This window comes from Streptomyces shenzhenensis (genome assembly GCF_021462265.1).
GTDB classification, from domain to species: domain Bacteria; phylum Actinomycetota; class Actinomycetes; order Streptomycetales; family Streptomycetaceae; genus Streptomyces; species Streptomyces shenzhenensis.
The window spans coordinates 1-24,551 of sequence record NZ_JAJONF010000003.1 but is presented as its reverse complement, the minus strand read 5'-3'; the positions used below and the strand labels follow the sequence as shown (position 1 = coordinate 24,551).

Annotated in this window: 20 protein-coding genes and 1 pseudogene; 12 read left to right on the top strand and 9 right to left on the bottom strand. The window is 71.2% G+C overall.

Annotated features, from left to right (window positions below; all coding sequences use genetic code 11):
- The first annotated feature begins 178 nt into the window (after window positions 1-178).
- Window positions 179-1,747, top strand: coding sequence for a sodium:solute symporter family protein (locus tag LQ326_RS04795; RefSeq protein ID WP_234532909.1), 1,569 nt, complete (start codon window positions 179-181; stop codon window positions 1,745-1,747).
- Between the two features lie 314 nt (window positions 1,748-2,061).
- On the opposite strand, the gene LQ326_RS04790 is transcribed toward LQ326_RS04795, so the two are convergent.
- Both LQ326_RS04790 and LQ326_RS04785 read right to left on the bottom strand, forming a co-directional pair.
- Window positions 2,062-3,180 carry an ADP-ribosylglycohydrolase family protein gene (locus LQ326_RS04790; RefSeq protein ID WP_234532907.1) on the bottom strand — a complete coding sequence of 373 codons (1,119 nt, stop codon included), beginning with the start codon at window positions 3,178-3,180 and terminating at the stop codon, window positions 2,062-2,064.
- 162 nt (window positions 3,181-3,342) lie between these two features.
- Window positions 3,343-3,954: a TetR/AcrR family transcriptional regulator gene (locus tag LQ326_RS04785; RefSeq protein ID WP_234532905.1), complete on the bottom strand. Its 612-nt coding sequence runs from the start codon at window positions 3,952-3,954 to the stop codon at window positions 3,343-3,345.
- A 134-nt stretch (window positions 3,955-4,088) separates the two neighbouring features.
- On the opposite strand from LQ326_RS04785, the gene LQ326_RS04780 reads away from it, so the two are divergent.
- From LQ326_RS04780 to LQ326_RS04770, 3 genes are all read left to right on the top strand, one after another.
- Window positions 4,089-5,312 carry an MFS transporter gene (locus LQ326_RS04780; protein WP_234532903.1) on the top strand — a complete coding sequence of 408 codons (1,224 nt, stop codon included), beginning with the start codon at window positions 4,089-4,091 and terminating at the stop codon, window positions 5,310-5,312.
- A 118-nt stretch (window positions 5,313-5,430) separates the two neighbouring features.
- Window positions 5,431-6,387 carry an alpha/beta fold hydrolase gene (locus LQ326_RS04775; RefSeq protein WP_372496731.1) on the top strand — a complete coding sequence of 319 codons (957 nt, stop codon included), beginning with the start codon at window positions 5,431-5,433 and terminating at the stop codon, window positions 6,385-6,387.
- Window positions 6,388-6,481: 94 nt separating this feature from the next.
- Window positions 6,482-7,284, top strand: a protein-coding gene (locus LQ326_RS04770) for an IS5 family transposase (RefSeq protein WP_372496758.1) whose coding sequence is annotated in 2 segments (ribosomal slippage) — window positions 6,482-6,821 and window positions 6,821-7,284 — 804 coding nt in all. Because the reading frame shifts where the segments join, the coding sequence is not laid out codon by codon here.
- 6 nt (window positions 7,285-7,290) lie between these two features.
- Here the strand turns inward: LQ326_RS04770 and LQ326_RS04765 are convergent.
- Window positions 7,291-8,019, bottom strand: coding sequence for a DUF2625 domain-containing protein (locus LQ326_RS04765; RefSeq protein WP_234532899.1), 729 nt, complete (start codon window positions 8,017-8,019; stop codon window positions 7,291-7,293).
- 126 nt (window positions 8,020-8,145) lie between these two features.
- Here LQ326_RS04765 and LQ326_RS04760 point away from each other — a divergent pair.
- Window positions 8,146-8,972 (top strand): annotated as a pseudogene (locus LQ326_RS04760) (IS5 family transposase).
- An 8-nt stretch (window positions 8,973-8,980) separates the two neighbouring features.
- Window positions 8,981-9,304, top strand: a complete 324-nt coding sequence (locus LQ326_RS04755) for a hypothetical protein (protein WP_234532898.1) — start codon at window positions 8,981-8,983, stop codon at window positions 9,302-9,304.
- Window positions 9,305-9,312: 8 nt separating this feature from the next.
- Here the strand turns inward: LQ326_RS04755 and LQ326_RS04750 are convergent, their stop codons facing one another.
- Window positions 9,313-10,101 carry a helix-turn-helix domain-containing protein gene (locus tag LQ326_RS04750; RefSeq protein ID WP_234532896.1) on the bottom strand — a complete coding sequence of 263 codons (789 nt, stop codon included), beginning with the start codon at window positions 10,099-10,101 and terminating at the stop codon, window positions 9,313-9,315.
- Window positions 10,102-10,325: 224 nt separating this feature from the next.
- A complete protein-coding gene (locus LQ326_RS04745; protein ID WP_234532894.1) occupies window positions 10,326-10,766 on the bottom strand; it encodes an ATP-binding protein in 441 nt (146 codons plus the stop codon).
- A gap of 113 nt (window positions 10,767-10,879) precedes the next feature.
- Here LQ326_RS04745 and LQ326_RS04740 point away from each other — a divergent pair, with 113 nt between their 5' ends.
- Window positions 10,880-11,692, top strand: a complete 813-nt coding sequence (locus LQ326_RS04740) for a helix-turn-helix domain-containing protein (RefSeq protein WP_234532892.1) — start codon at window positions 10,880-10,882, stop codon at window positions 11,690-11,692.
- Window positions 11,689-11,901, top strand: a complete 213-nt coding sequence (locus LQ326_RS04735; protein ID WP_234532890.1) for a DUF397 domain-containing protein — start codon at window positions 11,689-11,691, stop codon at window positions 11,899-11,901. The genes LQ326_RS04740 and LQ326_RS04735 overlap by 4 nt, the downstream gene beginning before the upstream one ends.
- A 117-nt stretch (window positions 11,902-12,018) precedes the next feature.
- On the opposite strand, the gene LQ326_RS04730 is transcribed toward LQ326_RS04735, so the two are convergent.
- Window positions 12,019-14,406 (bottom strand): tetratricopeptide repeat protein, encoded by a 2,388-nt coding sequence (locus LQ326_RS04730; RefSeq protein WP_234532889.1) that lies wholly within the window; start codon window positions 14,404-14,406, stop codon window positions 12,019-12,021.
- A gap of 101 nt (window positions 14,407-14,507) precedes the next feature.
- On the opposite strand from LQ326_RS04730, the gene LQ326_RS04725 reads away from it, so the two are divergent.
- Window positions 14,508-16,256, top strand: coding sequence for an ATP-binding cassette domain-containing protein (locus LQ326_RS04725; protein WP_234532887.1), 1,749 nt, complete (start codon window positions 14,508-14,510; stop codon window positions 16,254-16,256).
- 81 nt (window positions 16,257-16,337) lie between these two features.
- On the opposite strand, the gene LQ326_RS04720 is transcribed toward LQ326_RS04725, so the two are convergent.
- Window positions 16,338-17,783: an aminotransferase class V-fold PLP-dependent enzyme gene (locus LQ326_RS04720; RefSeq protein ID WP_234532884.1), complete on the bottom strand. Its 1,446-nt coding sequence runs from the start codon at window positions 17,781-17,783 to the stop codon at window positions 16,338-16,340.
- A gap of 148 nt (window positions 17,784-17,931) precedes the next feature.
- Here LQ326_RS04720 and LQ326_RS04715 point away from each other — a divergent pair, with 148 nt between their 5' ends.
- Window positions 17,932-18,432 (top strand): DUF2165 domain-containing protein, encoded by a 501-nt coding sequence (locus tag LQ326_RS04715; protein ID WP_234532882.1) that lies wholly within the window; start codon window positions 17,932-17,934, stop codon window positions 18,430-18,432.
- A 284-nt stretch (window positions 18,433-18,716) separates the two neighbouring features.
- Here the strand turns inward: LQ326_RS04715 and LQ326_RS04710 are convergent, their stop codons facing one another.
- Both LQ326_RS04710 and ctaD read right to left on the bottom strand, forming a co-directional pair.
- Window positions 18,717-19,082 carry a cytochrome C oxidase subunit I gene (locus LQ326_RS04710; protein ID WP_234532880.1) on the bottom strand — a complete coding sequence of 122 codons (366 nt, stop codon included), beginning with the start codon at window positions 19,080-19,082 and terminating at the stop codon, window positions 18,717-18,719.
- The gene (gene ctaD, locus LQ326_RS04705; protein WP_234532878.1) at window positions 19,079-20,773 is read right to left on the bottom strand and encodes an aa3-type cytochrome oxidase subunit I; all 1,695 of its coding nucleotides are present in this window, start codon (window positions 20,771-20,773) and stop codon (window positions 19,079-19,081) included. The genes LQ326_RS04710 and ctaD overlap by 4 nt, the downstream gene beginning before the upstream one ends.
- A 411-nt stretch (window positions 20,774-21,184) precedes the next feature.
- Here ctaD and LQ326_RS04700 point away from each other — a divergent pair, with 411 nt between their 5' ends.
- Entirely contained in the window at window positions 21,185-23,797 is a 2,613-nt protein-coding gene (locus tag LQ326_RS04700) for a bifunctional FO biosynthesis protein CofGH (protein ID WP_234532875.1), read from the top strand.
- Window positions 23,798-23,895: 98 nt separating this feature from the next.
- On the top strand, window positions 23,896-24,465 hold the full coding sequence (locus LQ326_RS04695; RefSeq protein ID WP_234532873.1) for a hypothetical protein: 570 nt from the start codon (window positions 23,896-23,898) through the stop codon (window positions 24,463-24,465).
- Window positions 24,466-24,551: the final 86 nt, after the last annotated feature.

The window sequence follows — 24,551 nt, the reverse complement described above, 5'->3', positions numbered from 1 at the left end:
CTAAGGTCAGCAAGGCGAACGATTTTGCTTTGCCTTGACCTTACGCCCGCTTGTCGTGCCCGCGTAACGGAACCCACGATGAGCGGGCACTTCGCGGCCTTCCCCGTCCCCGCTCCGCTTATGCGAAGTGCCAGCCAGCTGAGCGGAGTTCAGTAGGCGGACCCTGGAAGGGGGGCGCATGAACGGGCTCGACTGGGCCGTGCTCATCGGCTACTTCGGTGTGATGGTCGCGATCGGCATCTGGTCGCACAAACGCGTGGACAACGTCAGCGACTTCTTCACCGCGGGCGGCAAGATGCCCTGGTGGCTGTCCGGCATCTCGCACCACATGTCGGGCTACAGCGCGGTGATGTTCACCGGGTACGCGGGCATCGCCTACACCTACGGCGTGACCTCGTTCGTCACCTGGTCCTTCCCGATCGCCCTCGGCATCGCGATCGGCTCGAAACTCTTCGCCCCGCGCATCAACCGGCTCCGCTCCCGCCTGCACGTGGCGTCCCCCCTCGAATACCTGAAGAACCGCTACAACCTCTCCACCCAGCAGGCGCTGGCCTGGTCCGGCATGCTGCTGAAGATCGTGGACGTGGCCGCGAAGTGGGCCGCGATCGCCACCCTGCTGTCGGTGTTCACCGGGGTCTCCCTCAACCAGGGCATCCTCATCACCGGCGCGATCACCGCCGTCTACTGCACGATCGGCGGCCTGTGGGCGGACGCTCTCACCGAGCTGGGCCAGTTCGCCATCCAGCTCCTGGCCGGCATCTCGATGTTCGTCGCCGTCGTCCTGAAGCTGAACGACAAGGGCATCGGTCTCTTCGACGCGTTCAGCCAGCCGGCCCTGCACGGCCACGGCAAACCGCTGGTCGGTCCCTACGGCACGGTCTTCCTGCTGGCCTTCCTCTTCATCAAGCTCTTCGAGTACAACGGCGGCATGCTCAACCAGGCCCAGCGCTACATGGCGACGGGCAGCCCGAAGGCGGCCGAGCGCAGCGCCCGCCTGTCCGCCGCCCTCTGGCTGATCTGGCCGGTCGTCCTCTTCTTCCCGATGTGGATATCCCCCCTCCTGGTCCACGCCCAGAAGCCGGACGGCTCCGACTCCTACGGCCTGATGACCGAACAGCTCCTCCCGCACGGGCTGCTGGGCCTGGTCGTCGTCGGGTTCTTCTCCCACACGATGGCGATGTGCTCCTCCGACGCCAACGCGATCGCGGCCGTCTTCACCCGTGACGTGGCGCCGGTCCTCTCGCAGCGGGCGCGGGCCTGGAACGAACGCTCGGGCCTGATCGCGGCCCGCGTCACCACGGTCGTCTTCCTCGGCCTGTCCATGACGGTGGCCACCCAGGTCAACTCCCCCACCTTCAAGGACATCATCACCATCGTCATCAAGTGGGTGGCCGGGCTGATGGGCCCGATCGCGATCCCGATGATGCTGGGCCTGCTCCGCCCCTTCCGCCGCTCCGGCCCGACGGCCGCGCTCACCAGCTGGGCGGCGGGCCTGCTCACCTTCTGGCTGGTCAACTACCCGATCAACTGGAACGTCGACGGCGGCGTCCCGCTCCAGTACCAGGTGTCGATCCCCCTCGCCGTCTCCCTCGTCCTCTACGTCCTCATCGGCTACCTGAAGCCGGAGGACACCCCCGAACGCCTGGCGATCATCGAGAGGGTCAACACGGACGGCGACGCCATGTCGGCGACCGCGGTACCCGCCGGAGCGGGGGCCGGGGCCGGGGACAGCGTGCCGGCGCAGTAGGCAGCTGGGGGTAGGCCGTGGCCCGGCGGCGGGCCGGTGGGGGGCTGGCCCGTGGCCACGCGGCGGACCGGCGGGGACCGGACCATGGCACGGCAACAGACCGGCGGGGACTGGACCGCGGCCCGGCGACGGACGAATGGGGACCGGACCGCGGCCCGGCGACGGACCGATGGGGACCGGACCGCGGCCCGGCAACAGACCGGCGGGGACCGGACCGCGGCCCGGCAACAGACCGGCGGGGGCTGGAGGGCGCGCACGCGGCGGCAGGCGCACATCGACTACGGCCGCCCCGCGCCCCTTCCGGGCGCTGCCGCTCAGCCGCTTCGCGGATACCGCGCCAGCCACCCCGGAGCCGCACCCGCCGGGTTGTGCAGCGCCGGCCCCTGGGTCATCTCCATCGCGAAGTCGTCGGCCAGTTCCAGGATCGTGGGACGGCCCTCCAGTTCGGCCACCCAGGCCGGCGGGAGGGCCGTCTCGCCGTGCAGGGCGCCGAGCAGGCCGCCGGTGAGGGTGCCGGCGACGGCGGAGGGCCCGGCCTGGTTGACGGCGAGACACAGCCCGTGGCGTACGTCCGCGCCGACGAGCGCGCAGTACACCGCGGCGGCGAGCGTCCCGTCCGCCGCCCCGTCCCCCGTCAGCTCCTCGACCCGCGCCGGGGAGGGCATCCCCTGCCGTACGGCCCCGAGCGCGTGCTGCAACGCGTCGGAGACGGGCTGATGCCCCGGCCGGGCGGCGAGCAGGGCGAGGGCCTGCTGGACCGACCCGTCGAGGGACTGGCCGCGCGCCAGCCCGTGCACGATCACGGCGTACGCGCCCGCCGACAGACAGGCGGTCGGATGCCCGTGCGTCTGCGCCGAGCACTCCACGGCCAGCTGTACGACGAGCTGCGGCTCCCAGCCGACGAGCAACCCGAACGGAGCGGACCTGGCGACGGCCTCGGGCCCCATGTCCTCCGGGTTCTTCGGCGACTCCAGGGTCCCCATCCTCTTGTCCCCGAGCCCGAGCAGCAGCGACCGGGTCGGCTCCCGTCGCGCGTACAGCCACTCCTCCCGGGCCAGCCACCCGTCCTCCGCGCGCCGCTCGTCCGGCCCCCAGTCCCACTGGGTGGCCGCCCACCGCAGGTAGGCCCGGTGCAGGTCGGTGGGCGGATGCCAGGCCCCCGTGTCCCTCCTCACCTGGGCCCTTATCAATCCGTCCACGGTGAAGAGAGTCAGCTGCGTGTGATGAGTGACGGTCCCGCGCCGCCCGTACCCGACCCCGAGGTCGACCAGCCCCTCGGGCCCGTAGGCCGCCTGGATCTCCTCCAGCGTCAGCCCGTCCACGGGCCCGCCGAGCGCGTCCCCCACGGCGGCCCCGAGGAGCGTCCCCCGCACCCGGCTCCGGAAGTCCTGCTGCTCGGTACGGCCCCAGACGGCACCCGACGTCACACTCACCACCACGACCTCCTCACGGGCACCGTCCGTACATACGAGCGCTCAGCACTGTATTCGACCGGGCACGGTCCGTTCAGGGCACAGTTAGGTATGCGGAGTGTGGGTTGTGTGGCCCCGGGTGACCGGGTTTCGGCCACCCGGGCCGGGCGGGGCCGGGGATGCTCAGCCTTGAGCGGCGTCCGCCGATTCCGCCCGGCCGAGGGTGTCGGCCACCGTCGCGCAGGCGAGCCTGGCCACGGAGCGCAGCTCGGCGTCCGAAGCGCCGGCACGGCTCAGTACGGCCAGCGACTGGTTGACGGCGACAACGAATGTGGCGAGTTCGTCGAGCGTCCGGGGGTCGGCCGAGGAGTCCGCCAGTGCGGTGCGTACCCGTTGGCGCTGCAGGTCGAGCAGGCCGCGCACCTGGGTGCTGTTCTCCTCCTTCAGAGTCGGTGACTGCGCGGCGGACTGCGCGATGAGGCACCCCACGGGGACCGACGGGTCGGCGATACGGCTCAGGATGACGTCGAAGAACGCCTCGACCGCGCGTACCGGCTCACCGGGGTGCGCCGTCAGCGCCTGCTCGTACTGCGCGCCGTAGATCCGCGCGTAGCGGTCGAGGCACTGGCCGAACAGGGCGTCCTTGGTGCCGAAGGCACCGTAGAGGGAGCCGCGGCCGAGTCCGGTGGCGGACCCGAGGGCATCGAGTGAGGCGTCCGCGTATCCGCGCTGCCAGAACACCCGCATGGCCTGGTCCAACGCCACACCGACGTCGAACTGCTTCCGGCCGGCCATGGCGCGCACCTCCCGTTTCGACTCCGCCACGAGCCTACCCGCATCTTGGACCGATCGGTCACAACATCTTTGACCGATCGATCCAAGATGGCTAGCGTGAGGAACGGCGGTTCCCTCACCCGAAAGGCCGCACGATGATCGACGATGTCGCGCCAGACGTCCGCACCCACGTCGTTCCACCCGTCCACGGGCGCCGGGCGCGCGCCGGGTTCTGGCTCGTGGCCGCGGTGTACACCCTGGTCATGCTGGGCGGGACGCTGCCGATCCCGCTGTACGCGTTCTGGGCGCCGCAGATGGGCTTCGGGCCCTTCACCACCACGCTGGTCTTCGCCGTCTACGCCTTGGGGACGGTGCTCGCGCTGATGGTGTTCGCGTCGCTCTCCGACCGCGCGGGCCGCCGTCCCCTCCTGGCCGCCGCTCTCCTGGCCGCGGCGGCGAGCACCGTGCTGTTCCTCGTCGCCCGCGATGTCGCGACCCTCCTGGCGGCACGGTTCCTGTGCGGCCTGAGCACCGGCGTCTTCACCGCCACGGCGACCGCGGCGCTGGGTGAGCTCGCCGGAGCCGAGCACACCCGACGGGCGTCGACCGTCTCCACGGTGTCGAACATGGGCGGACTGGGACTGGGCGCCGTCGCCGCCGGCCTGTTCGCGCAGTACGGGGCGGATCCCACCCATCTGGTGTTCCGGGTCTACCTCGTCGGCCTGATCCCGGCGTTCCTGGCCGTCGTCGTCACCCCCGAGACCGTCATGGCCCGGCAGCGCCCCGCGTTGTCCGTTCGCCGTCCCGCCGTTCCCGACCGGGGGACGGGGCGGACCGAGTTCCTGCGGGCGGCCGCGGCCGTCCTCGCCGCGTTCGCGGTCAGCGGACTGTTCTCGTCGTTGGTGCCTTCCTTCCTCCGCGAACAGCTGCACGTCCACAACGTCGCGGCGGTCGGCGTACAGGTCGGGCTGCTGTTCCTCGTCGCCCTGGTCGCGCAGGTGGCCGTCCCGGAGCGGTGGATCTCCGGGCGCTGGCCGGCGCCGGCGTTCCTCATGGCGGGCGTCGTGGTGTTCGAGACCGGCCTGTGGGCACGGTCACTGCCCACGTTCGCCGCCGGAACACTTCTGGCGGGTACCGGCATCGGCCTGGTCTTCCGGGGCGGCGTCGGCGTCGCCCAGCGGCTCGCCGATCCGCTGCGCAGGGCGGATCTGCTCGCCACGTACTTCCTGGCCGCCTACACGGGCACGATCGTGCCCACGCTGGCCCTCGGGCTCCTCGACCAGATGATCAACCAGGACGTCGCGACCCTGCTCCTCGCCGTCACGGTCGTAGCGACCACCCTCGCCGGCGCGCTGCGCCGCCCCGCCGCCACCGCCTGAGCGAGGGCCGCGCCGCGTGGCACCGCTCCCCTTCCTTCTGTCCACTCCATGAACCCCCGTCAACCACTGCCGACCACTGCCGACCACTGCCGACCACTGCCGACCACTGCCGCAAAGGATGACCGTGAGTCTGTCGTCGACCCACCTGCCCACGCCCGAAGGCCCCGGTTCCGTCTCCGGGGCGGCCGGCCTCCCACCCGGGTTCACCGACACCTTCACCAGCCGGTACGTCGACACCGGGGAGCTGCGCCTGCACGCCGTCACCGGCGGCGAAGGCCCCGCGCTGCTGCTGCTCGCGGGCTGGCCGCAGACCTGGTACGCCTGGCGCCTCCTGATGCCCGCGCTGGCCCGGGACTTCCAGGTCGTCGCGGTCGATCCGCGCGGTGTCGGACTGTCCGGCAAACCCCTGGACGGGTACGACACCGGCACGCTCGCGGGCGACTTGGTGGCGCTGATGGACGCACTCGGGCATCAGCGCTTCGCGATGGTCGGTCACGACGTCGGGATGTGGACCGGCTACGCCCTGGCCGCGGATCACCCTGACCGGCTCGAACGCCTGGCCGTCGCCGAGGCCGCGATCCCGGGACTTTCCCCGACGCCGCCTCTTTTCGGCAGCCAGGAGGCCAACGACCGCCTCTGGCACTTCGCCTTCAACCGCCTCAACGGCGTCAACGAACAGTTGGTCAGCGGACGGGAACATCTCTACTTCGCCCACCAGTTCGCCACGAAATCCGCGAAGCCACTGCCCGACCACGCCGTCCGGTACTACGTCGACATCCTCGCCGCCGACCCGGAAGCCCTGCGATCCAGCTTCGAGTTCTACCGCGCACTCGACACGACCATCGAACAGAACCAGCGGCGCAGGACTCGACGGCTGTCCCTTCCCGTCCTGGCGATCGGGGGTGCGGAGAACCTGGGCGCGTCGGTCGGCGCGACGATGAAGCTTGCCGCCGACGACGTGGAGAGCCTTGTCATCCCCGAGTGCGGCCACTACCCCGCCGAGGAAGCCCCGGAGGCGATGCTGTCGGCGCTGACCGCGTTCCTGGCGCCGTACCGTGACAGGCCGGCCGTGTGAGAGCTCGCGCAGACAGGCGGTATGGGGAGCCGTCCGTCTGCGCGACCCCTAAGAGGTCGTCTCAACTGGCTTGATCATTAGACTGGCTGTCGTGATGGCGTGGGTGGGACGTCTGGTTCCAGACGGGCTGTGGGAGTTGTTTCAGCGGGTAGTCCCGGCTGCTCCCGTGCGTCCGCAAGGCGGTGGCCGACGGCGGTACGGTGATCGCGAAGTGCTGGCGGCAATCCTGTTCGTGGCCACGACGGGCTGTACCTGGCGGCAACTGCCGCCGGTCTTCGGTCCGTCCGGGCCGACCGCGCACCGCCGGTTCACCGAGTGGAGGCGGGCCAGGGTGTGGGGCAAGCTCCACCGCCTGGTCCTGGACGAACTCGGCGCCCGAGGGGAGTTGGACTGGTCGCGGTGCGCGATCGACTCTGTGAACATGCGGGCCCTCAAAGGGGGGACCTGACAGGTCCGAATCCCGTAGATCGCGGCAAGAAGGGTTCAAAGATCCACTTGACCACCGAGCGGTCCGGCCTACCCCTCTCGATTGGGATCTCCGCCGCGAACACTCACGACAGCCAGGGCCTCGAACCCCTCGTGCGCGGCATCCCGCCCATCCGCTCCCGCCGCGGGCCGCGTCGGCGACGCCCCGCCAAACTCCATGGCGACAAGGGCTATGACTACGACCACGTGCGGCAGCGGCTGCGTTCCCGGAACATCACCCCGCGCATCGCCCGGAAGGGCATCGAGCCCTCTCAGCGCCTGGGCCGCCACCGCTGGACCGTGGAGAGGACGGTGGCCTGGCTTGCCGGCTGTCGCCGTCTGCACCGGCGCTACGAGCGCAAGGCCGAACACTTCCTCGCCTTCGCCGGCATCGCCGCCACCCTCATCTGCTACCGGCGTCTGGGTGGGTGAACCAGTTCATACAACTCCGAGAAACCCCGGATCGGCGCCGTCGAACTGAAGGCACGAGTTGCGGCTCAGGCTCAGGAGTTCCGCCATGGGCACCGGACGACGGCTGGCCGCCGACAGATCCTGGCGGGCCTCGGCCGACCACAACGGCGGGAAGAACGACAACCCCTGCCGGCCATTGAGCACAGAGACTTCGTCGCGCCAGCCGTCCCACCGCAGGTCCTCATAGAACTCCTGGAGCCCTCCGGAGAGAATCCAGGACAGCCATGCCGAGTGGCCGGCGCCCAGGGCCTGCCAGCCAAGGGCATCGGGGGCGAAGTAGAGGATTTCACCCGGCTCGCCGGGCCGACCGGCCTGACGGGGGTTGCCCCCGTTGAGGGTGAAAACCCCGCCCAGCACGTCGTGCGCGACCACGAGTCCTGCACCCGACAGCCATGCGGGATCGAACGTCGCGGGCATCGCGTTGATCTCGGCCAGGCCGGGCAGTCCTTCGGCGTCGGCACCACTCGGGCTTCCGAAGATCCGCAACCACCCGCTGTCCACGAGCATGCCGCCGCAGTTCAGTACGATGCCGCCCAAATTTGATCGGGCGGAGACCTGGAGTTGCAGCAGCGAGGCGCGGCCCGTCTCGGGATCGCCGGGCAGCACCTCAACTGGTACGCCGGTGCCGGACAGCTCCTGAAGGAGGAGCGGCCAGGCTGGATCGTCGACGTTGATCAGCTCATTGACCTCGCGCATCCCCGCATCGTCGCACCAGCGCCCAATGGCTCAGTCCGCCGGGTAGCCCGCGCCTCGATCCACCAATCGAGATGACCTCTAAGAGGTCATCTCATTTGGCTGGGCGGGCTGTTCGCCGTGGTGGGGATTGTTGCGCAGCTGGTGCCCGACGAATTATGGGAGTTGTTCCAGCGGGTGGTGCCGGAGGCTCCGTCGCGGCCGCCGGGTGGTGGCCGACGTCGACATGGCGATCGGGAGGTTCTGGCGGCGATCGTGTTCGTAGCGACGTCGGGCTGCACGTGGCAGCAACTGCCCGCGGCATCGTTCGGGCCGTCTGGTGCGACGGCCCATCGCCGGTTCACCGAGTGGACGAAGGCCAGGGTGCGGGCCAAGCTCCACCGCCTGGTCCTCGACGAACTCGGTGCCCGTGGCGACCTGGACTGGTCCCGTTGCGCGATCGACTCGGTGAACATGCGGGCCCTGAAAAGGGGGACCTGACAGGTCCGAATCCTGTCGACCGGGGCAAATACGGCTCGAAGATCCATCTGATCACCGAGCGGACCGGTCTGCCCCTGTCTGCCGGCATCTCCGGCACCAACGTCCACGACAGCCAGGCCCTAATCCCGCTCGTGAAGGGGATACCTCCGATCCGGTCCCGCTGAGGACCTCGCCGACGCAAGCCCGGCAAGCTCCACGCCGACAAGGGCTATGACTACCGCCACCTGCGGCAATGGCTGGCACAGCGAGGGATCCGGCATCGCATCGCCCGCAAGGGCGTGGAGACGTCACAGCAGCTCGGACGACACCGCTGGACCGTCGAACGGACCATGGCCTGGCTCGCCGGCTGCCGCCGACTCCACCGCCGCTACGAACGCAAGGCCGAGCACTTCCTCGCCTTCACCAGCCTCGCGTGCACCCTCATCTGCTACCGCAGACTCGAGACGACTCCATGCGTTGTGAAAGCCGCGCCATGATGGCCCGCGTGAGCGAAGAAACTGCGGTTGAGGCCGTATCACGCCTGTACCAGGAGTTCATGAAATTGCCCTTTCCTCCCAGGTTGGCCGGCGCGGACCGGGCCGGCTTCGACCTGGTGATGCTGGACTCAGACACCGCATCCTGGGTTTTCATCTGGATCAAGAACGGCGGCGAGCTAGAAGCGCAAGGTCGAAGCGGCCTGCTTCGCTGCATCGCCCGCCTGGACCAGGTCATACCTGTACTCAGCGAAGCGGACGACCCCGAGTACTGGCACCACCTGCACGAGATGGCTCGACTGGTCGCGGATTCCCCACATGTAGTCACCAAATGAGATGACTTCTAAGCCACCGCGCCGAGCGCACGGCAGTCCCGGCACCGTCCCGGCTCCGGGGCGCGGAACGGGCGGTCGCAGCCGTCGCAGTCCTGCCAGGGGTCCGGACGACGGGCGGGCGCGGAAGGGGACGCGACCGGGAGCGGCACGGGTGGGGGCAGGAGGCTGGTGAGGCGGTGCGCGAGGAAGGCCGCCGGGTGCTTGATCGGGTCCTGGGGCAGGCCGGTCGTCAGCGCGCGCTCCACGGCCGTCGCCGGAACGCCCCGCTCCAGCCACTCGGAGACCTCGGGCACCAGCCGCCGTACGTCACGTTCGGAGAGCAGGAGGCGGGAGTCGTAGGTGCGCAGGCGGGTGAGGAGGGTGGCGGCAGGGGCCGGGGCCTTCGGGGCGGACGCCTTCGGTGGAGCCGGGGGTCCGGGGACCGAAGCCGGTGCGGTCCGCCCCTTGCCGGGCTTGTTGTACGAGGTCGTCCGGGTCGTCACCTGTCCCGATTGAAGACGCTCCCTGGCACGCGTGAGGTATCCGTGTTCCTCCAGCTCCCGCAACGCTGCGGCGATCCGGATCTCCCCCTCGGGGAACTTCGCGGCCAGCGTCTTGATCCCGATCGGCGCCCCGGCGGGCAGCGACTGGATGTGCACCGCGAGACCGATGGCCATCAGCGACAACTCGGGGTGCTGGAGGAGGTGATTGCCGACCACGGTGAAGTTCTCGGTGTGGGGTTCATTCACGTGAATCACACCGGAGTGGGAATGCCGGGTCTTGGCGGACTTGGGCGCGCTAGGGTTCTTCTCAGTCATTGGGAAGGCTCTTCTTCCTTGATGATCAGGCCCTCGCAGTGGGATGGCAGTCCCCGCGAGGGCCGAAGCATGTGTGGGCTTGTCGCAGCAGACGCTGCCGCACAACTGCCCCGCCGCGCCAGTTGAGTTCGGCATATTCACTCCGGCGGGTGATCGACGGGGACGGTAGGGCGGGTTGGGTTCTTTCCCCGGTTCTTTGGTCTTTGACGTCGGGAACCGCCGGGTCATGGGCCGTCGCGACCCGGTGCCCCCAGCTCCGCCCAGACGACCTTGCAGCCGGCGGGTGCCTCGTCCACGCCCCAACGGTCGGCGTACGCCGCCACGATCAGCAGGCCCCGCCCCGATTCCGCGTCGCCGGACACCGGATCGTGAACACGCGGGACGCGGTCGCCCCGGGCGTCGGTCACCTCGATACGGAGCGTGCGGTCGGCGACCAGCCGTAGCCCCAGCCGGAAGTCCCGCCCCGCCACGCGTCCGTGCAGCACCGCGTTCGACGCCAGTTCGGCCACGACCTGCGTCGCATGCGCGGCGAAGGGGATTCCCCAGTCGTCGAGTTGGCGTTCGGTGAGCAGCCGCGCGAGTCGAGCGCCCCTTCGAGTGGCGGACAACTGCACCGTGAAGTGCTGTGCGGGGGCCAGGACTTCCGGGAGGGATTTCTGGGTCATGTCACCCAGCGTGCTCACCTCTCCCTACTCTGACCAGTGATGACCCCGGCACAGAGCGTGACTGTCCGGGCGTCGGTCGGTGCCGTACGGGTCGTACGTCGGAAGGGGCGGGTGTGGAGGACGAGGAGGCCGAGGCCGTACTCAGGGCGGTCGGGCGGCAGATCAAGGTGTGGCGGGAGGCCGCCGGGCTGCGGCAGGGCGAACTCGGGACCGCCATCGGCTACAGCGAGGAGATGGTCTCGGCCGTGGAGCGGGGACGTCGGATCCCCAAGCCGGATTTCCTGGAGAAGGCCGACGAGGCGCTGGGGGCGGGCGGGAAGCTCGCGTTCATGAAGGAGGACGTGGAGCGGGCCCGGTATCCGAAGAAGGTCCGGGATCTGGCCAAGTTGGAGGCGGAGGCGGTCGAACTGGGGGCGTACGCCAACCACAACATGCACGGCCTGCTTCAGACAGAGGAGTACGCGAGGGCACTGTTCGCCATGCGCCGACCCGCATATCCGGAGGATGAGCTCGGACGTCAGGTCGCCGCGCGCATGGCACGCCGCCGCGTCTTCGAGCGGGTTCCCCCGCCACTCCTGACCTTTGTCCAGGAAGAGGTGACGCTGCGTCGGCCGATCGGGGGCAGAATGGTGCTACGCCAGCAGCTCGAACACCTGCTGACACTTGGCAAGTTGAGGAACGTGGAAATCCAGGTGATGCCCACGGACCGCGAGGACCACGCCGGCATGGGCGGTCCGATCCGACTGCTCAAGCTCCAGGACGGCAAGACCCTCGGGCACTCGGAAGCCCAGCTGCACAGTCGTGTGATCAGTGATCCTCGGGAAGTCCAGATCATGGATATGCGCTATGGAATGATCCGGGCGCAGGCTCTCCCGCCCCGGGAGTCACTGGCCTTCATCGAGAAAGTGCTGGGAGAGGAAACATGACCCCCAACGCGCTGAACTGGTTCAAGAGCAGCTACAGCAGCAACGACGGCCCCGACTGCGTCGAGGTGGCCATATCCCCCGTCACCACCACCGTCCACGTCCGCGACTCCAAGGACAAGGCAGGCGCACGCCTCGCGTTCGGGGAGGTCTCGTGGGCGGCCTTCGTCCGCGGTACCGGTCCGGTGGTCGCCGCACGTCCCCGCGCATGACCTGCTTGAGCTCCGCCGGCCCTTGCCGGTAGGGCCGCATCGTCTGTTCGTACTCCTCGGACTCGGCGTCGAAGTCACGGCTGGCGAGAGTACGAGCGCCCCGGAGGCAGGTCTAGTTCACGCGTCCGCCATGCGCTGAAGGACCGCGGCCCGGTGTTCCAGGGCCCAGGGGTAGTCCGGGTTCAGCGCGAGGGCGCGGTCCAGGTCGGCGAGGCCCTCTTCGTGACGGCCCAGGTGGGACAGGGACACGCCCCGGCTCGCGTACGCGGACGCGTAGTCGGGGTCGAGTTCGAGGGCGCGGTCGTAGTCGGCCAGGGCCTCCTCGTCGCGGCCGGCGACGCGCAGGGCGTCGCCGCGTTCGCAGCGGCCCCAGGCCCAGTCGGGCTGCAGGGCGAGGGCGCGGTCGAGGTCGGCGAGGCGGCGGGCCTGGTCGCCGAGGCCGCGCCAGACACGGCCGCGGCGGGCCAGGGCCCAGGCGTAGTCCGGCTTGAGTCCCAGCGCGTGGTCGAAGTCGGCCAGGGCCGCGTCGAGATCGCCGTGGCGTTCGTGGGCGGCGCCTCGGGAGGCCCAGGCGAACTCGCTGGCGGGGTTGCGTCTGATCCCCTCGCTGAGGTCGGCCACCGCTTCGTCGTGGTGGCGGGCCAGCCGGTGGTGCTCGCCGCGCAGGATGACGTTCCACGGGTTGTCCGGCTCCAGTTCCAGCACCCGGTCGAGGTCGGCGAGCGCGCCCTCGTAGTCGCCCGTCCCGCCCCGGGTGACGGCCCGGCCGCGGTGGGCCCGCACCAGGGCCGGGTCCAGGGCGAGGGCGCGGCCGTAGTCCTCCAGGGCCTGCTCGTGCGCGCCGTCCCGGGCGAGCGCGTCGGCGCGCAGCGCCCATGCCGTCGCCCGCCACGGCTCGTCGCCGCGGGCCCGGCCGAGCAGCAGCCGGAGCAGTGCGGCGAGCCCGCCCCCGGCCAGCGCCTCGGCGAGGTCCGCGCCCCAGGTCCGTACGGCCTCCGCGTCCGCGTCCTCGCCCGCCTCGGCCAGCAGCCGCACCCAGGGCCGTACCGCGTCGTCGCCGTGGACGCAGGCGGTGACGAGGTCGGCGAGGACGGCCGGCAGCGCGGCACGGGGGCGCGCGCACAGCAGGTGGTACGACTCGCCGAGCCGCAGCTCCCGCCACTCCTCGTCCGCCCACGGCTCCTCGGGCCGCAGGTCGGCCTCGGCCTCCGCGCGCCGCCGGCCGTACGCGTCGGCGAGCCGGGTGTGCCGCTCGGTCCAGCCCCGGGGCGAGCGCAGCCGCTGCAGCCGGAGCATCGGCGCCCGGACCACGTCGTGGTAGCTCATCCGGCCGTCGCGCTCGCTGACGAACGGCATGCCCCGCAGCCATGCGAAGAGCGCGTCCGCCTGCTCCTCGGGGCCGTCCACGACGGAGCGGAACACGTCCTCGTCGAGGCGCCGGGGCAGCGCGCCGGCCAGCGCGGCCGCCCTGCGTACGGGGTCCCGCTCCCACTTCAGGAAGCGGTCCACCGCGGTGGCGCTCGGATCCCCCACCTCCGCGGGACCGACCGGCCCGGACTCCGCCAGGGTGGAGACGAGCACCGGCAGCCCGCCCGTCAGCCGCAGCACCTCCGCGACCACCGGCTCGTCCCGTACTCCCTTGTCGGCGAGCAGCCCCCGGGCCTCCGCCTCGGTGAACGGGCCGAGCGGCAGGTCCGTCCTGAAGTCCGCGAAACTGCCCCAGCGGGCGGTGTCGAAGGGGTGCTGGCCGGAGGTGACCACGACGACGTTGGCGGGCAGGGCACCGTACCGGTCGGTGGTCATCACGTCGTGCAGCCAGGGGTCGAGGAACGGGCCGGTACGCTCGTAGGTGTCGAGGAGCAGGACGACCCAGGGGGCGGCGTCGGCCGCGGCCGCCAGCTCCGTGAGCAGCACGGGGGTGAGTACCCGCTCGGGAGACAACACCAGCTGGACGTCCTCCTGGCTGCGGAAGCGGGCCCGGATACGGTCGGCTCCCTCGGCGAGCCGCTCGGCGTCCAGGGCGACGGCGAACGCGCCGGCCACCGGGACCATCCCCAGTCCCACCTGCGCCGCCCGCGCCACCGCGAGGCTCCCCGCCGACGGCCCCTCCCTCTCCTCCGCTCCGCCCAGGACCAGGGCGGACTCCGCCTCGTGCCGCCGCTCCCGGTGCGTGGCCAGCAGCCGCTCCAGTTCCTTGAACCGCCGTCCCTGAGTACCGAACTGACGTGCCATCACCGCCATCGCCTCGGGCAGGCCGGCCACGCCCTCGTCGACGTACGCGGTCAGCGCCCCGGCTTCCCGGGCGATCTGCTCCAGCTCCCGTACCAGGCGGGTCTTCCCGACGCCCGCGGCACCGTGCACATGGAAGAGGAAGCGATGCCGCTCGTCCTCGGGCGGCAGCCCGAGGTTCCGCCGGAACGCGGCCCGCTCCTCGACCCGCCCGACGAACCCGGCCCGCCGGCGCCGCCCGATCAGCTCCTGCATCGACGGCCGTGTCGACCCCATCCGCTGCACCCCCGTAGCGCTCCGCCCGCAGTCTGGCAGAGGACCCGGCGTCAGGGCACGGGCCACTGCCGGGTCCGGGGCTCAGCTGACATGCTGCCCCCATGCCGACACCGCCCCCGCGCCCGCCCGCGTCCGTCGAGGCCTCCGTCCCCGCCCCCTCCGCCCCCTCCGCCCCCTCCGCCCCCTCCGTCAACGGGCTGCGCCTGCGTGCCCGCCGGGTGAGCCGGGAGGTGCGTGGGGGTGGGCGAATACTGAACGGCGTGTCGGTCGATGTCGCTCCGGGGCGGCTCACGGTGATCGCCGGGAGCAGCGGGGCGGGCAAGACCGTGCTGTTGCAGACGCTGGCGGGGCTGACCGCGCCGAGCGAGGGCGAGGTGCTGCACGACGGGGTCCGGCCGGGACCGCCGGGGCCGGACTTCGGGTTCGTTCCGCAGGAGGACATCATCCACCGCGAACTGCCGCTGCGCCGCACGCTGGTGTACGCGGCGGGGCTGCGGATGGCTCCGGGTACGGCCGCCGAGACCGTGCTGGAAACCGTCGACCGGGTGCTGGACACCCTCGGCCTGACGGAACGGGCAACGACTCCCGTGCGCGCGCTGAGCGGCGGTGAACGCAAACGGGCCAGTATCGCGGTCGAGTTGCTCACCCGGCCCAGAGTGCTCTTCCTCGACGAGCCGACGTCCGGGCTCGACCCGGTCACCGGCGCGGCCCTGCTGCGCACCCTGCGGGCGCTGGCCGAGGACGGCACCACCGTCGTGCTGACCACGCACGTCCTCGCCGATCTGCTCCGCGCCGATCAGGTGGTGTTCCTCTCCGCCGGCGGCGAGGTCGCGTACGCGGGCGAACCGGCCGGACTGTACGAGGCCTTCGGGGCCGGCACCGTGGAGGAGGTGTACGAGGCGGTGGCGGGCGGTGCGCGCGTCGAACCGGCCGTGGCGGAGGAGGCGGCGGGCCCCGTCGCCACGTCACCGGCCGTACCGGCGAGCCGTGCCGGTGCCGTTGGTGCCCTGCGCCAGTGGGCGCTGCTGACCCGGCGCGGTACCGCGCTGATGCTGCACAACCGCCTCTCGGTCGCCGTCCTGGCGGGCTCGCCGGTGATGATCGTGGCGATGTTCGCGGTGCTGTTCCGCGCCGGCGCGTTCGATCCGGCGGCCCCGGATCCGGGCTCGTCGGCGATGATCATGTTCTGGATCGCGTTCGGCGCGTTCTTCTTCGGGCTGACGTACGGCCTGCTCCAGATCTGCGCCGAGCTGGCGGTCCTGCGTCGCGAATGGCTCGCGGGGCTGCGGATCGGCCCGTACGTCGCCTCGAAACTGACGACCATGCTGCCGGTGCTCGCGGTCGCGGACGCGTTGCTGCTGGTCGTGCTGCGCGCTCTGGACCGGCTGCCCGCGGCGGGCTGGGACACGTACGGATCCCTGTTCGTGTCGAGTGTGCTGGCCTCGGCCGCCGCCCTCGCGCTGGGGCTGCTCGCGTCGGCGGCGGTGTCGGAGCCCGGGCAGGCGACGCTGATGCTGCCGCTGCTCTGCTTCCCCCAGGTGCTGTTCTCGGGCGCCTTCGTGCCGGTGCCCCGGATGACGGTGGCCGGGAAGGCGATCAGCTGGGCGATGACCAACCGCTGGGCGTTCGAGGCACTGGGCAGCGGGGTGGGACTGGAACCGCTGTGGCGGGCGGGCCGCTCACCGCTCGGTCCGCCGCTGCTGGCGTCGTACGGGGACTCGTTCGGGCATCCGGCGAGCCGCGGGTGGCTGGTCCTGGCCGCCTTCGCGCTGGTGTTCCTGGCCTGGACCTGGCTGATTCTGGTGCGCAAGTGCCGGGACGGTGCGGCACGGAGCCGGGCGGGGCGGTGATCCCGGGCCGGCGGTTCCCGGGCCGGCGGTTCCCGGGCCGGTGATCCCCGGACCGGTGACCCGCGGTGAGGTGCCCCGGGGTCAGCAGCTCTCGCGCGCGGCCAGCCCGGCCACCCCCGGTACCCGGTCCCGGTAGGTCTGCGCGAGGAAGGCCAGGAACGTCTCGATGTCCCTGGGCTGGGACGCCACGCCCAGGGAGACCCGGACGGCGCCCGCCGAAGGCAGTCGCAGCAGCTCCAGGTACTCGTCCAGGGAGCCCACTTGCTGCTCGGCCGCCGAGCGCAGCCGGGCCAGGGGCAGACCGAACGCCTCCTCTCCGGCGCCCGGGTTGCAGAAGCACCCGGTGCGCAGGGATATGCCGTGTGCGGCGCTGTCGCGCGTGACGACGCGTTCGTCGACGATCCGGCCGTCCGCCCCGAGGACGTTCAGCGCGACCGTGCCGCCGCGGTTCGCGCCGGCGCCTTCCCGGCCCTCCGCGCCGTCGGTGCCGTACACCCGGACCAGCGGGGAGCCGTCGCTGTGCCGCAACTCCCGCAGGCCGGCGAGCAGTTGGTGGGTTAGGCGGGTGACGTGGGCGTGTATGCGGGGCATGCCGATGCCGTCGATCCAGGCGAGTCCGGCGGTCACGTCCGGCAGGGAGAGGAAGTTGACCGTGCCGTCCTCGAAGGCGGCCTCGTCGGCGGCGAGCACGTGCCACTGGGCCTGGGCGCTGACGGCGTAGATGGTGCCGCCCGAGAACCAGGGGCGGCGCAGCTTGGCCAGGGCCGCGCGGCGGGCGATCAGGCTGCCGATGCCGGTGGGGTGCCCGAAGACCTTGTACCAGCTGACGGCGGTGAAGTCCGGATGGTGGCGGCTCAGGTCCAGGACGTTGGTCGGCGCGAAGGCCGCCGCGTCGAGGAGTACGTCGTAGCCGTGCGACCGGGCGGTGTCGATCCAGTCCAGGGAGTGCTGGACGCCGGTGAAGTTGCTCTGCGCCGGATAGGCGAGCAGGCCGCCGGCGCCGCGCCGCGGGCCGGGCGGGGACAGGGCGGCGAGCAGTCGCGCCTCGTCGATGCGCAGGCCCGGTACGTACACGGTCGCGGCCCCGCGCGCCCGCGCGTACTCCCGTAATCCGTTGACCGAGTTGTGGTTGTCGAGCGACATCACGAGCCTGCTGGCGCGGGTGAACGGGTAGGCCTCACCGACCAGGCGCAGTGCGCCGGTCGCGTTCGGGGTGAAGACCACGGCGTACTCGGCGGGATCGGCGTTGAAGTGGCGGAGCACCGCCTGCCGGGCCTCGGCCAGCAGGAGTCCGGAGGCGCGGGAGGCCGGGCTCTCGGAGTGCGGGTTGCCGAACAGTCCGCCGGTGATCCGGCGGGCGCTGCCCATGACGAGGGAGCGCGGCGGGAGTCCGGCGCCGGTGTGGTCGAGGTAGGTGTGGCCGCCCTCGTCGAGGTAGCCGAACTCTCGCGTCCGCAACTCCGCGAACTCGCCGCGGTCTTCCGCTCCGTCGCCGCGTATGCCTCCGGTGGCGTCTGCCGTGTCCACAAGGCCCCCTTCGCACTTCACATTTCGCACGAAACCTCGACCCACGGTACCGGCGTGCGAGCGGTTCGCCGCGGCGGCACGACGTCAGGCGCGCCCGGTGGCCGGTCAACATGGGGTGTAAACGGCCGAGTTGGGGAAGGACGGTGCCATGTCCACCTCCCACGCGCCTCGCGCGCTCTCGCTCGCCGCTGCCGTTCTCACCGGCACGGTCGCTCTCTACATCGCCCTCGTCGCCTTCGGGAACATCACTGACTTCGGCACCAACCAGGCCTTCGTCCAGCATGTTCTGGCCATGGACACCACGTTCAAGGACGACGACCTGATGTGGCGGTCCATCACGGACAAGGGCCTGGAGAACGCCGCCTACGTCGCCATCATCGTGTGGGAGACGCTGGCCGCGCTTGTGCTGATCGCCGGGACCTGGCTCTGGGTACGCCGTGACAACGTCCGCGCGCGGCGCGTCTCCACCTACGGTCTGCTGATGCTCGTGCTGCTCTTCGGCGCCGGGTTCATCGGGATCGGCGGCGAGTGGTTCTCCATGTGGCAGTCCAAGACCTGGAACGGCCTGGACGCCGCGACCCGGGTGCTGGTGCTCACCGGACTCGCGCTCATCGTCGTCCAGGTGAGCCCGTCGGACCGGGACGCCTAGGGGCTGTCCGGTGGATCATGCCGCAGACGCGGGGGCTGGCACGCCCACCTCGGCCGGCAGTCACCGTTGCTTTCCTGCGACTTGATCCGCCGGACAGCCCCTAGCCAGGGCGCTACGGCGACCACACGGCACGCCGGGAAGGCGGGGCGCAGCCCCGTCTCTTCCGGGGGCGCGGGGAACTGCGCGGCCGGCCACGAACCACCCGCGGCCGCCGTCTCACGGAACCCCCCGCCCCTTGGGCGAACGCCCCTGCACGCTCGTGCGACCCGGCGTCGGCCGTCCCGTCAGCGGAACAGGGACACGGCCGCCAGCAGGACCAGCCCCACCCAGGCGGCCAGCGTCCATCCCGCGCAGCGCAGGCGCAGCGAGCGGTACCGCTGCTCGTACTCGCCGCGCAGGGAACGGCACCGGGCGGCGATCCGTTCGAGATCCTGCCGCGCCCGGCGCAGGCTGTCCTCGACGTGGTGCCGTTCGACCTCGTCGCGCTGGGACGTGGTCAGCCAGTCCATGCGTCCGGTGAACTCCCGCGCCCGCTGTTCGGCCTCGGCGATCCTGGCCTGCCACAGCAGGTATCCCTCGGCCTGGTTGGCGAGGTCCTTGCCGGCTCCCGCCGGCTGTCCGCCGCCCACCCGGTGTCCCGCGCCGGTCATGTGTGGAGCCTCTGGGCCTCGGCCTCGGACATGGCGATGTCCGGGTGGTGCAGGTCGAACGCCGGGGACTCGGAGCGGATCCGCGGCAGCGTGACGAAGTTGTGCCGCGGCGGCGGGCAGGAGGTCGCCCACTCCAGCGAACGGCCGTAGCCCCACGGGTCGTCGACGCCGACCGGCTTGCCGTAACGGGCGGTCTTCCACACGTTGTAGAGGAACGGCAGCATCGACAGGCCGAGCACGAAGGAGGCGATCGTCGAGATCGTGTTCAGCGCGGTGAAGCCGTCGGTGGCCAGGTAGTCGGCGTACCGGCGGGGCATGCCCTCGGCGCCCAGCCAGTGCTGGACCAGGAAGGTGCCGTGGAAGCCGGCGAACAGGGTCCAGAAGGTGATCTTGCCGAGGCGCTCGTCGAGCATCTTGCCGGTCATCTTCGGCCACCAGAAGTGGAAGCCGGCGAACATCGCGAAGACGACCGTGCCGAAGACCGTGTAGTGGAAGTGGGCCACCACGAAGTACGAGTCGGAGACGTGGAAGTCCATCGGCGGCGAGGCCAGGATGACACCGGTCAGACCGCCGAACAGGAAGGTCACGAGGAAGCCGGCCGCCCACAGCATCGGCGTCTCGAAAGACACCGACCCCTTCCACATGGTGCCGATCCAGTTGAAGAACTTCACCCCGGTCGGGACCGCGATCAGGAAGGTCATGAAGGCGAAGAACGGCAGCAGCACACCCCCGGTGACGTACATGTGGTGCGCCCACACCGTGATGGACAGACCCGCGATCGCGATCGTCGCGGCCACCAGGCCCATGTAGCCGAAGATCGGCTTGCGGGAGAAGACCGGGATGACCTCGGTCACGATGCCGAAGAACGGCAGCGCGATGATGTACACCTCCGGGTGTCCGAAGAACCAGAAGAGGTGTTGCCAGAGCAGTGCTCCCCCGTTGGCCGCGTCGAACACGTGGGCGCCGAACTTTCGGTCCGCCTCCAGGGCGAACAGCGCGGCGGCGAGGACGGGGAAGACCAGCAGGGCCAGGACGGCGGTCAGCAGCACGTTCCAGGTGAAGATCGGCATCCGGAACATGGTCATGCCGGGAGCGCGCATGCAGATGATCGTGGTGATGAAGTTGACCGCGCCGAGGATGGTGCCGAAGCCGGAGAAGGCCAGACCCATGATCCACAGGTCGGCGCCGAGGCCCGGCGAGCGGACCGCGTCCGAGAGCGGGGAGTAGGCGAACCAGCCGAAGTCGGCCGCACCCTGCGGGGTCAGGAAGCCGCCGAGGGCGATGGTCGAGCCGAACAGGTAGAGCCAGTAGGCGAACATGTTCAGCCGCGGGAACGCGACGTCCGGCGCCCCGATCTGGAGCGGCATGATCCAGTTCGTGAAGCCGGAGAACAGCGGCGTCGCGAACACCAGCAGCATGACCGTGCCGTGCATCGTGAACGCCTGGTTGTACTGCTCGTTCGACATGATCTGCAGACCGGGACGGGCGAGCTCGGCACGCATCAGCAGCGCCATGACGCCGCCGACCAGGAAGAACGCGAACGACGTGGTCAGATACAGCGTGCCGATGGTCTTGTGGTCGGTGGTGGTCAGCCATTTGACGACGACATTGCCCGGCTGCCGCCCGCGGAGTGGCACTTCACTCTCGTAGTAGTCGGCAGCCGGGTGCTCCGGATCGTTGAGAACAGTCACAGGTGTGTTTCTCCAGACGCTCGCGGGCCTCCGCGACTTCGACGTGAGTCACCGGTCATCCTCGCGGCTCCGGGCGGAAGAGGAGGTGCCCGATCGGCCCCCGTACCGCCGATCGGGCAGCCGGTACCCCCGAGTGGAGCAGTCGGCCGCCCACTCCGGTCCGCTCGTGGACCCGGCCGAAGCCTGTGCTCGTGGCCGGCGGGCGGGGGCGGCGCGCGTGGCCGGCGGGCGGGGGCGATGCCGCCAGGCGGACGCCGGTGCGGAACGCCGGCGTTCCGGCGGCCTGCCGCCGAGCCGTGTTCGTCGGCCGCCCGGCCGTCTCGACCAGCCACGACACGCCGGCGCCTGCCGCCGGCGCCGCCCGCGCCCCGGCCCCGATGACCCCGCCGGACCCGAACGTATGCTCAAAGAATGACGACTTCCGCGACCCCCGGAACCGGCCCCACCGAGAACTCCATGCGTCGCGCCCTCAAACGCGCCCGGGACGGCGTCGCTCTCGACGTCGCCGAGGCCGCCGTGCTGCTCCAGGCGCGCGGCGCGGCCCTGGACGACCTCGCCGCGTCCGCCGCCCGGGTCCGGGACGCCGGTCTGGAACAGGCCGGCCGCCCCGGTGTCATCACGTACTCGAAGAGCGTCTTCATCCCCCTCACCCGCCTGTGCCGTGACAAGTGCCACTACTGCACGTTCGTCACCGTCCCCGGCAAGCTCCGCCGGGCCGGGCACGGGATGTTCATGTCCCCGGACGAGGTCCTCGACGTCGCCCGCAAGGGCGCGGCCCTCGGCTGCAAGGAAGCCCTCATCACCCTCGGCGACAAGCCCGAGGACCGCTGGCCCGAGGCGCGCGAGTGGCTGGACGCGCACGGTTACGACGACACGATCGCCTACGTCCGCGCCGTCTCCGTCCGCATCCTGGAGGAGACCGGCCTGCTGCCGCACCTCAACCCCGGCGTGTTGTCCTGGACCGACTTCCAGCGGCTCAAGCCGGTCGCCCCGTCGATGGGCATGATGCTGGAGACGACCGCCACCCGGCTGTGGTCCGAGCCCGGCGGCCCGCACCACGGCTCGCCGGACAAGGAACCCGCCGTCCGGCTGCGGGTCCTGGAGGACGCGGGCCGTTCCTCCGTCCCCTTCACCTCCGGCATCCTGATCGGCATCGGCGAGACGTACGAGGAGCGGGCCGAGTCCCTCTTCGCGCTGCGGCGCGTCGCGCGGTCGTACCACGGCGTCCAGGAGCTGATCATCCAGAACTTCCGCGCCAAGCCGGACACGGCGATGCGCGGCATGCCGGACGCGGAACTGGACGAGCTGGTCGCCGCGGTCGCCGTCGCCCGCCTCGTCATGGGCCCCGCCGGCAACATCCAGGCCCCGCCGAACCTCGTGGTTGGGGGCCCCTCCCAGACGGAGTCTGGGGGAGAGTACGAGCGGCTGATCGCGGCCGGGATCGACGACTGGGGCGGGGTCTCCCCGCTGACCATCGACCACGTCAACCCGGAACGTCCCTGGCCGCAGATCGAGGAACTGGCGTCGAGGTCGCGCGCCGCCGGCTTCGAGCTGCGGGAACGTCTCTGCGTGTACCCGGAGTTCGTCCGCCGCGGCGAGCCCTGGCTGGACCCGCGGCTGCGCCCGCACGTGGCCGCGCTCGCCGACCCGCGGACCGGACTGGCGCTGCCGGACGCGGTGGTCGAGGGCCGTCCCTGGCAGGAGCCCGAGGAGGTCTTCGACGCCTCCGGCCGCACCGACCTGCACACCGCCATCGACACCGAGGGCCGCAGGACCGGCCGGCGCGACGACTTCGACGAGGTGTACGGCGACTGGGGCGCGCTGCGCGAGGCGGCGGCCCCCGGGATGGCGCCCGAGCGCATCGACACGGACGTCCGCCAGGCCCTGGCCACCGCGGCCGACGACCCCACGAGGCTGACGGACGCCGAGGCCCTCGCCCTCTTCCACGCGGACGGCCCGGCGCTGGACGCGCTGACGCGGATCGCCGACGACGTACGGAAGTCGGCCGTCGGCGACGACGTCACCTACATCGTCACCCGCAACATCAACTTCACCAACGTCTGCTACACCGGCTGCCGTTTCTGCGCCTTCGCGCAACGGCGTACGGACGCGGACGCCTACACCCTCTCCCTGGACCAGGTCACCGATCGCGCCCAGCAGGCGTGGGAGGTCGGCGCGGTCGAGGTCTGCATGCAGGGCGGCATCCACCCCGACCTGCCCGGCACCGCGTACTTCGACATCGCGAAGGCGGTGAAGGAACGCGTCCCCGGCATGCACGTGCACGCCTTCTCGCCGATGGAGGTGGTGAACGGCGCGACCCGCACCGGCCTGTCGATCAGGGAGTGGCTGACGGCGGCGAGGGAAGCGGGTCTCGACACCATCCCCGGGACGGCCGCCGAGATCCTGGACGACGAGGTGCGGTGGGTGCTGACGAAGGGCAAGCTGCCGGCCGCCACCTGGATCGAGGTCGTCACCACCGCCCACGAGCTGGGCATCCGCTCCTCGTCCACCATGATGTACGGCCATGTCGACCAGCCCCGCCACTGGCTGGGCCACCTGCGCACCCTGGCCGGCATCCAGCAGCGCACGGGCGGCTTCACGGAGTTCGTGACGCTTCCCTTCATCCACACCAACGCGCCCGTCTACCTGGCGGGCATCTCCCGGCCGGGCCCGACGACGCGCGACAACCGGGCGGTGACGGCGATGGCCCGTCTCCTTCTCCACCCCCACATCCCGAACATCCAGACAAGCTGGGTGAAACTGGGCGCGGAGGGTGCGGCCGAGATGCTCCGCTCGGGCGCGAACGACCTGGGCGGCACGCTCATGGAGGAGACGATCTCGCGGATGGCGGGGTCGTCGTACGGCTCGTACAAGTCGGTCCGTGACCTGGTCGCCGTGGCCGAGGCCGCCGGGCGCCCGGCGAAGCCGCGCACGACGCTGTACGGGCCGGTCCCCGAGGAGCGGCAGCGGGCGGCGGCGGTCTCCGACGGGCACCTGCCGGAGCTGCTGCCGGTGCTGGACTGAGCGGCGGGCCGGGCGGGCAGCGCACAGTACGATGATCCGACCCCTGTGCGAATGGGCGGGGGCCCTCATAGCGCTCTTAGCGGAGGAGATGCGTACCCGTGGCTGCCCGACTGCTGCCCTCCTGGGTCTGGGTCACCGGTCTGACGGCCGGGGCGACGGTCGCCGTCGTCTTCCTCGCCGTCCAGGCCGACAAGGGGCCGCACCCCACGGCCGCGGCGGTCCGCCCGTCGGCGAGCGCGTCGGCGGGCGCCCACCCCTCCGCGTCCCCGGCCCCGGCCAAGGCACCCGACGTACCGGCGGCCTCCGGCACCGGCCGCCGTATCGTCTACTCGGTCGGCGCCAGGCGGGTGTGGACGGTCGACGCGAGCGACAAGGCGACCCGCACGTTCACGGTGTGGCCGGGGACGGTCTCTCCCGACCCCGGCACCTACACGATCTCCAAGACCCTGGCGTCCACGACGGGCTCGGACGGCGTCCAGATCGAGCACATCCTGTACTTCGCGTCCAAGTCGGGCCTGTCGGTCGCCTTCTCCAACGCGGTCGACGGCTCCTCCCCGCCGCCCGCCGCCGGCAAGCAGACCAGCGGCATCCGGATGCGCACGGCGGACGGCGCGGCACTGTGGACGTTCGGCACGGAGCCGGACACCAAGGTGACGGTGGTGAAGTAGCCCGCCGCCAGGGCACCGGGCCGGTTCCGCGCCCTGACGCCGTCCGTGGTCACGGCGAGGCACGGAAAGCGGACGCGAGTCGCCTC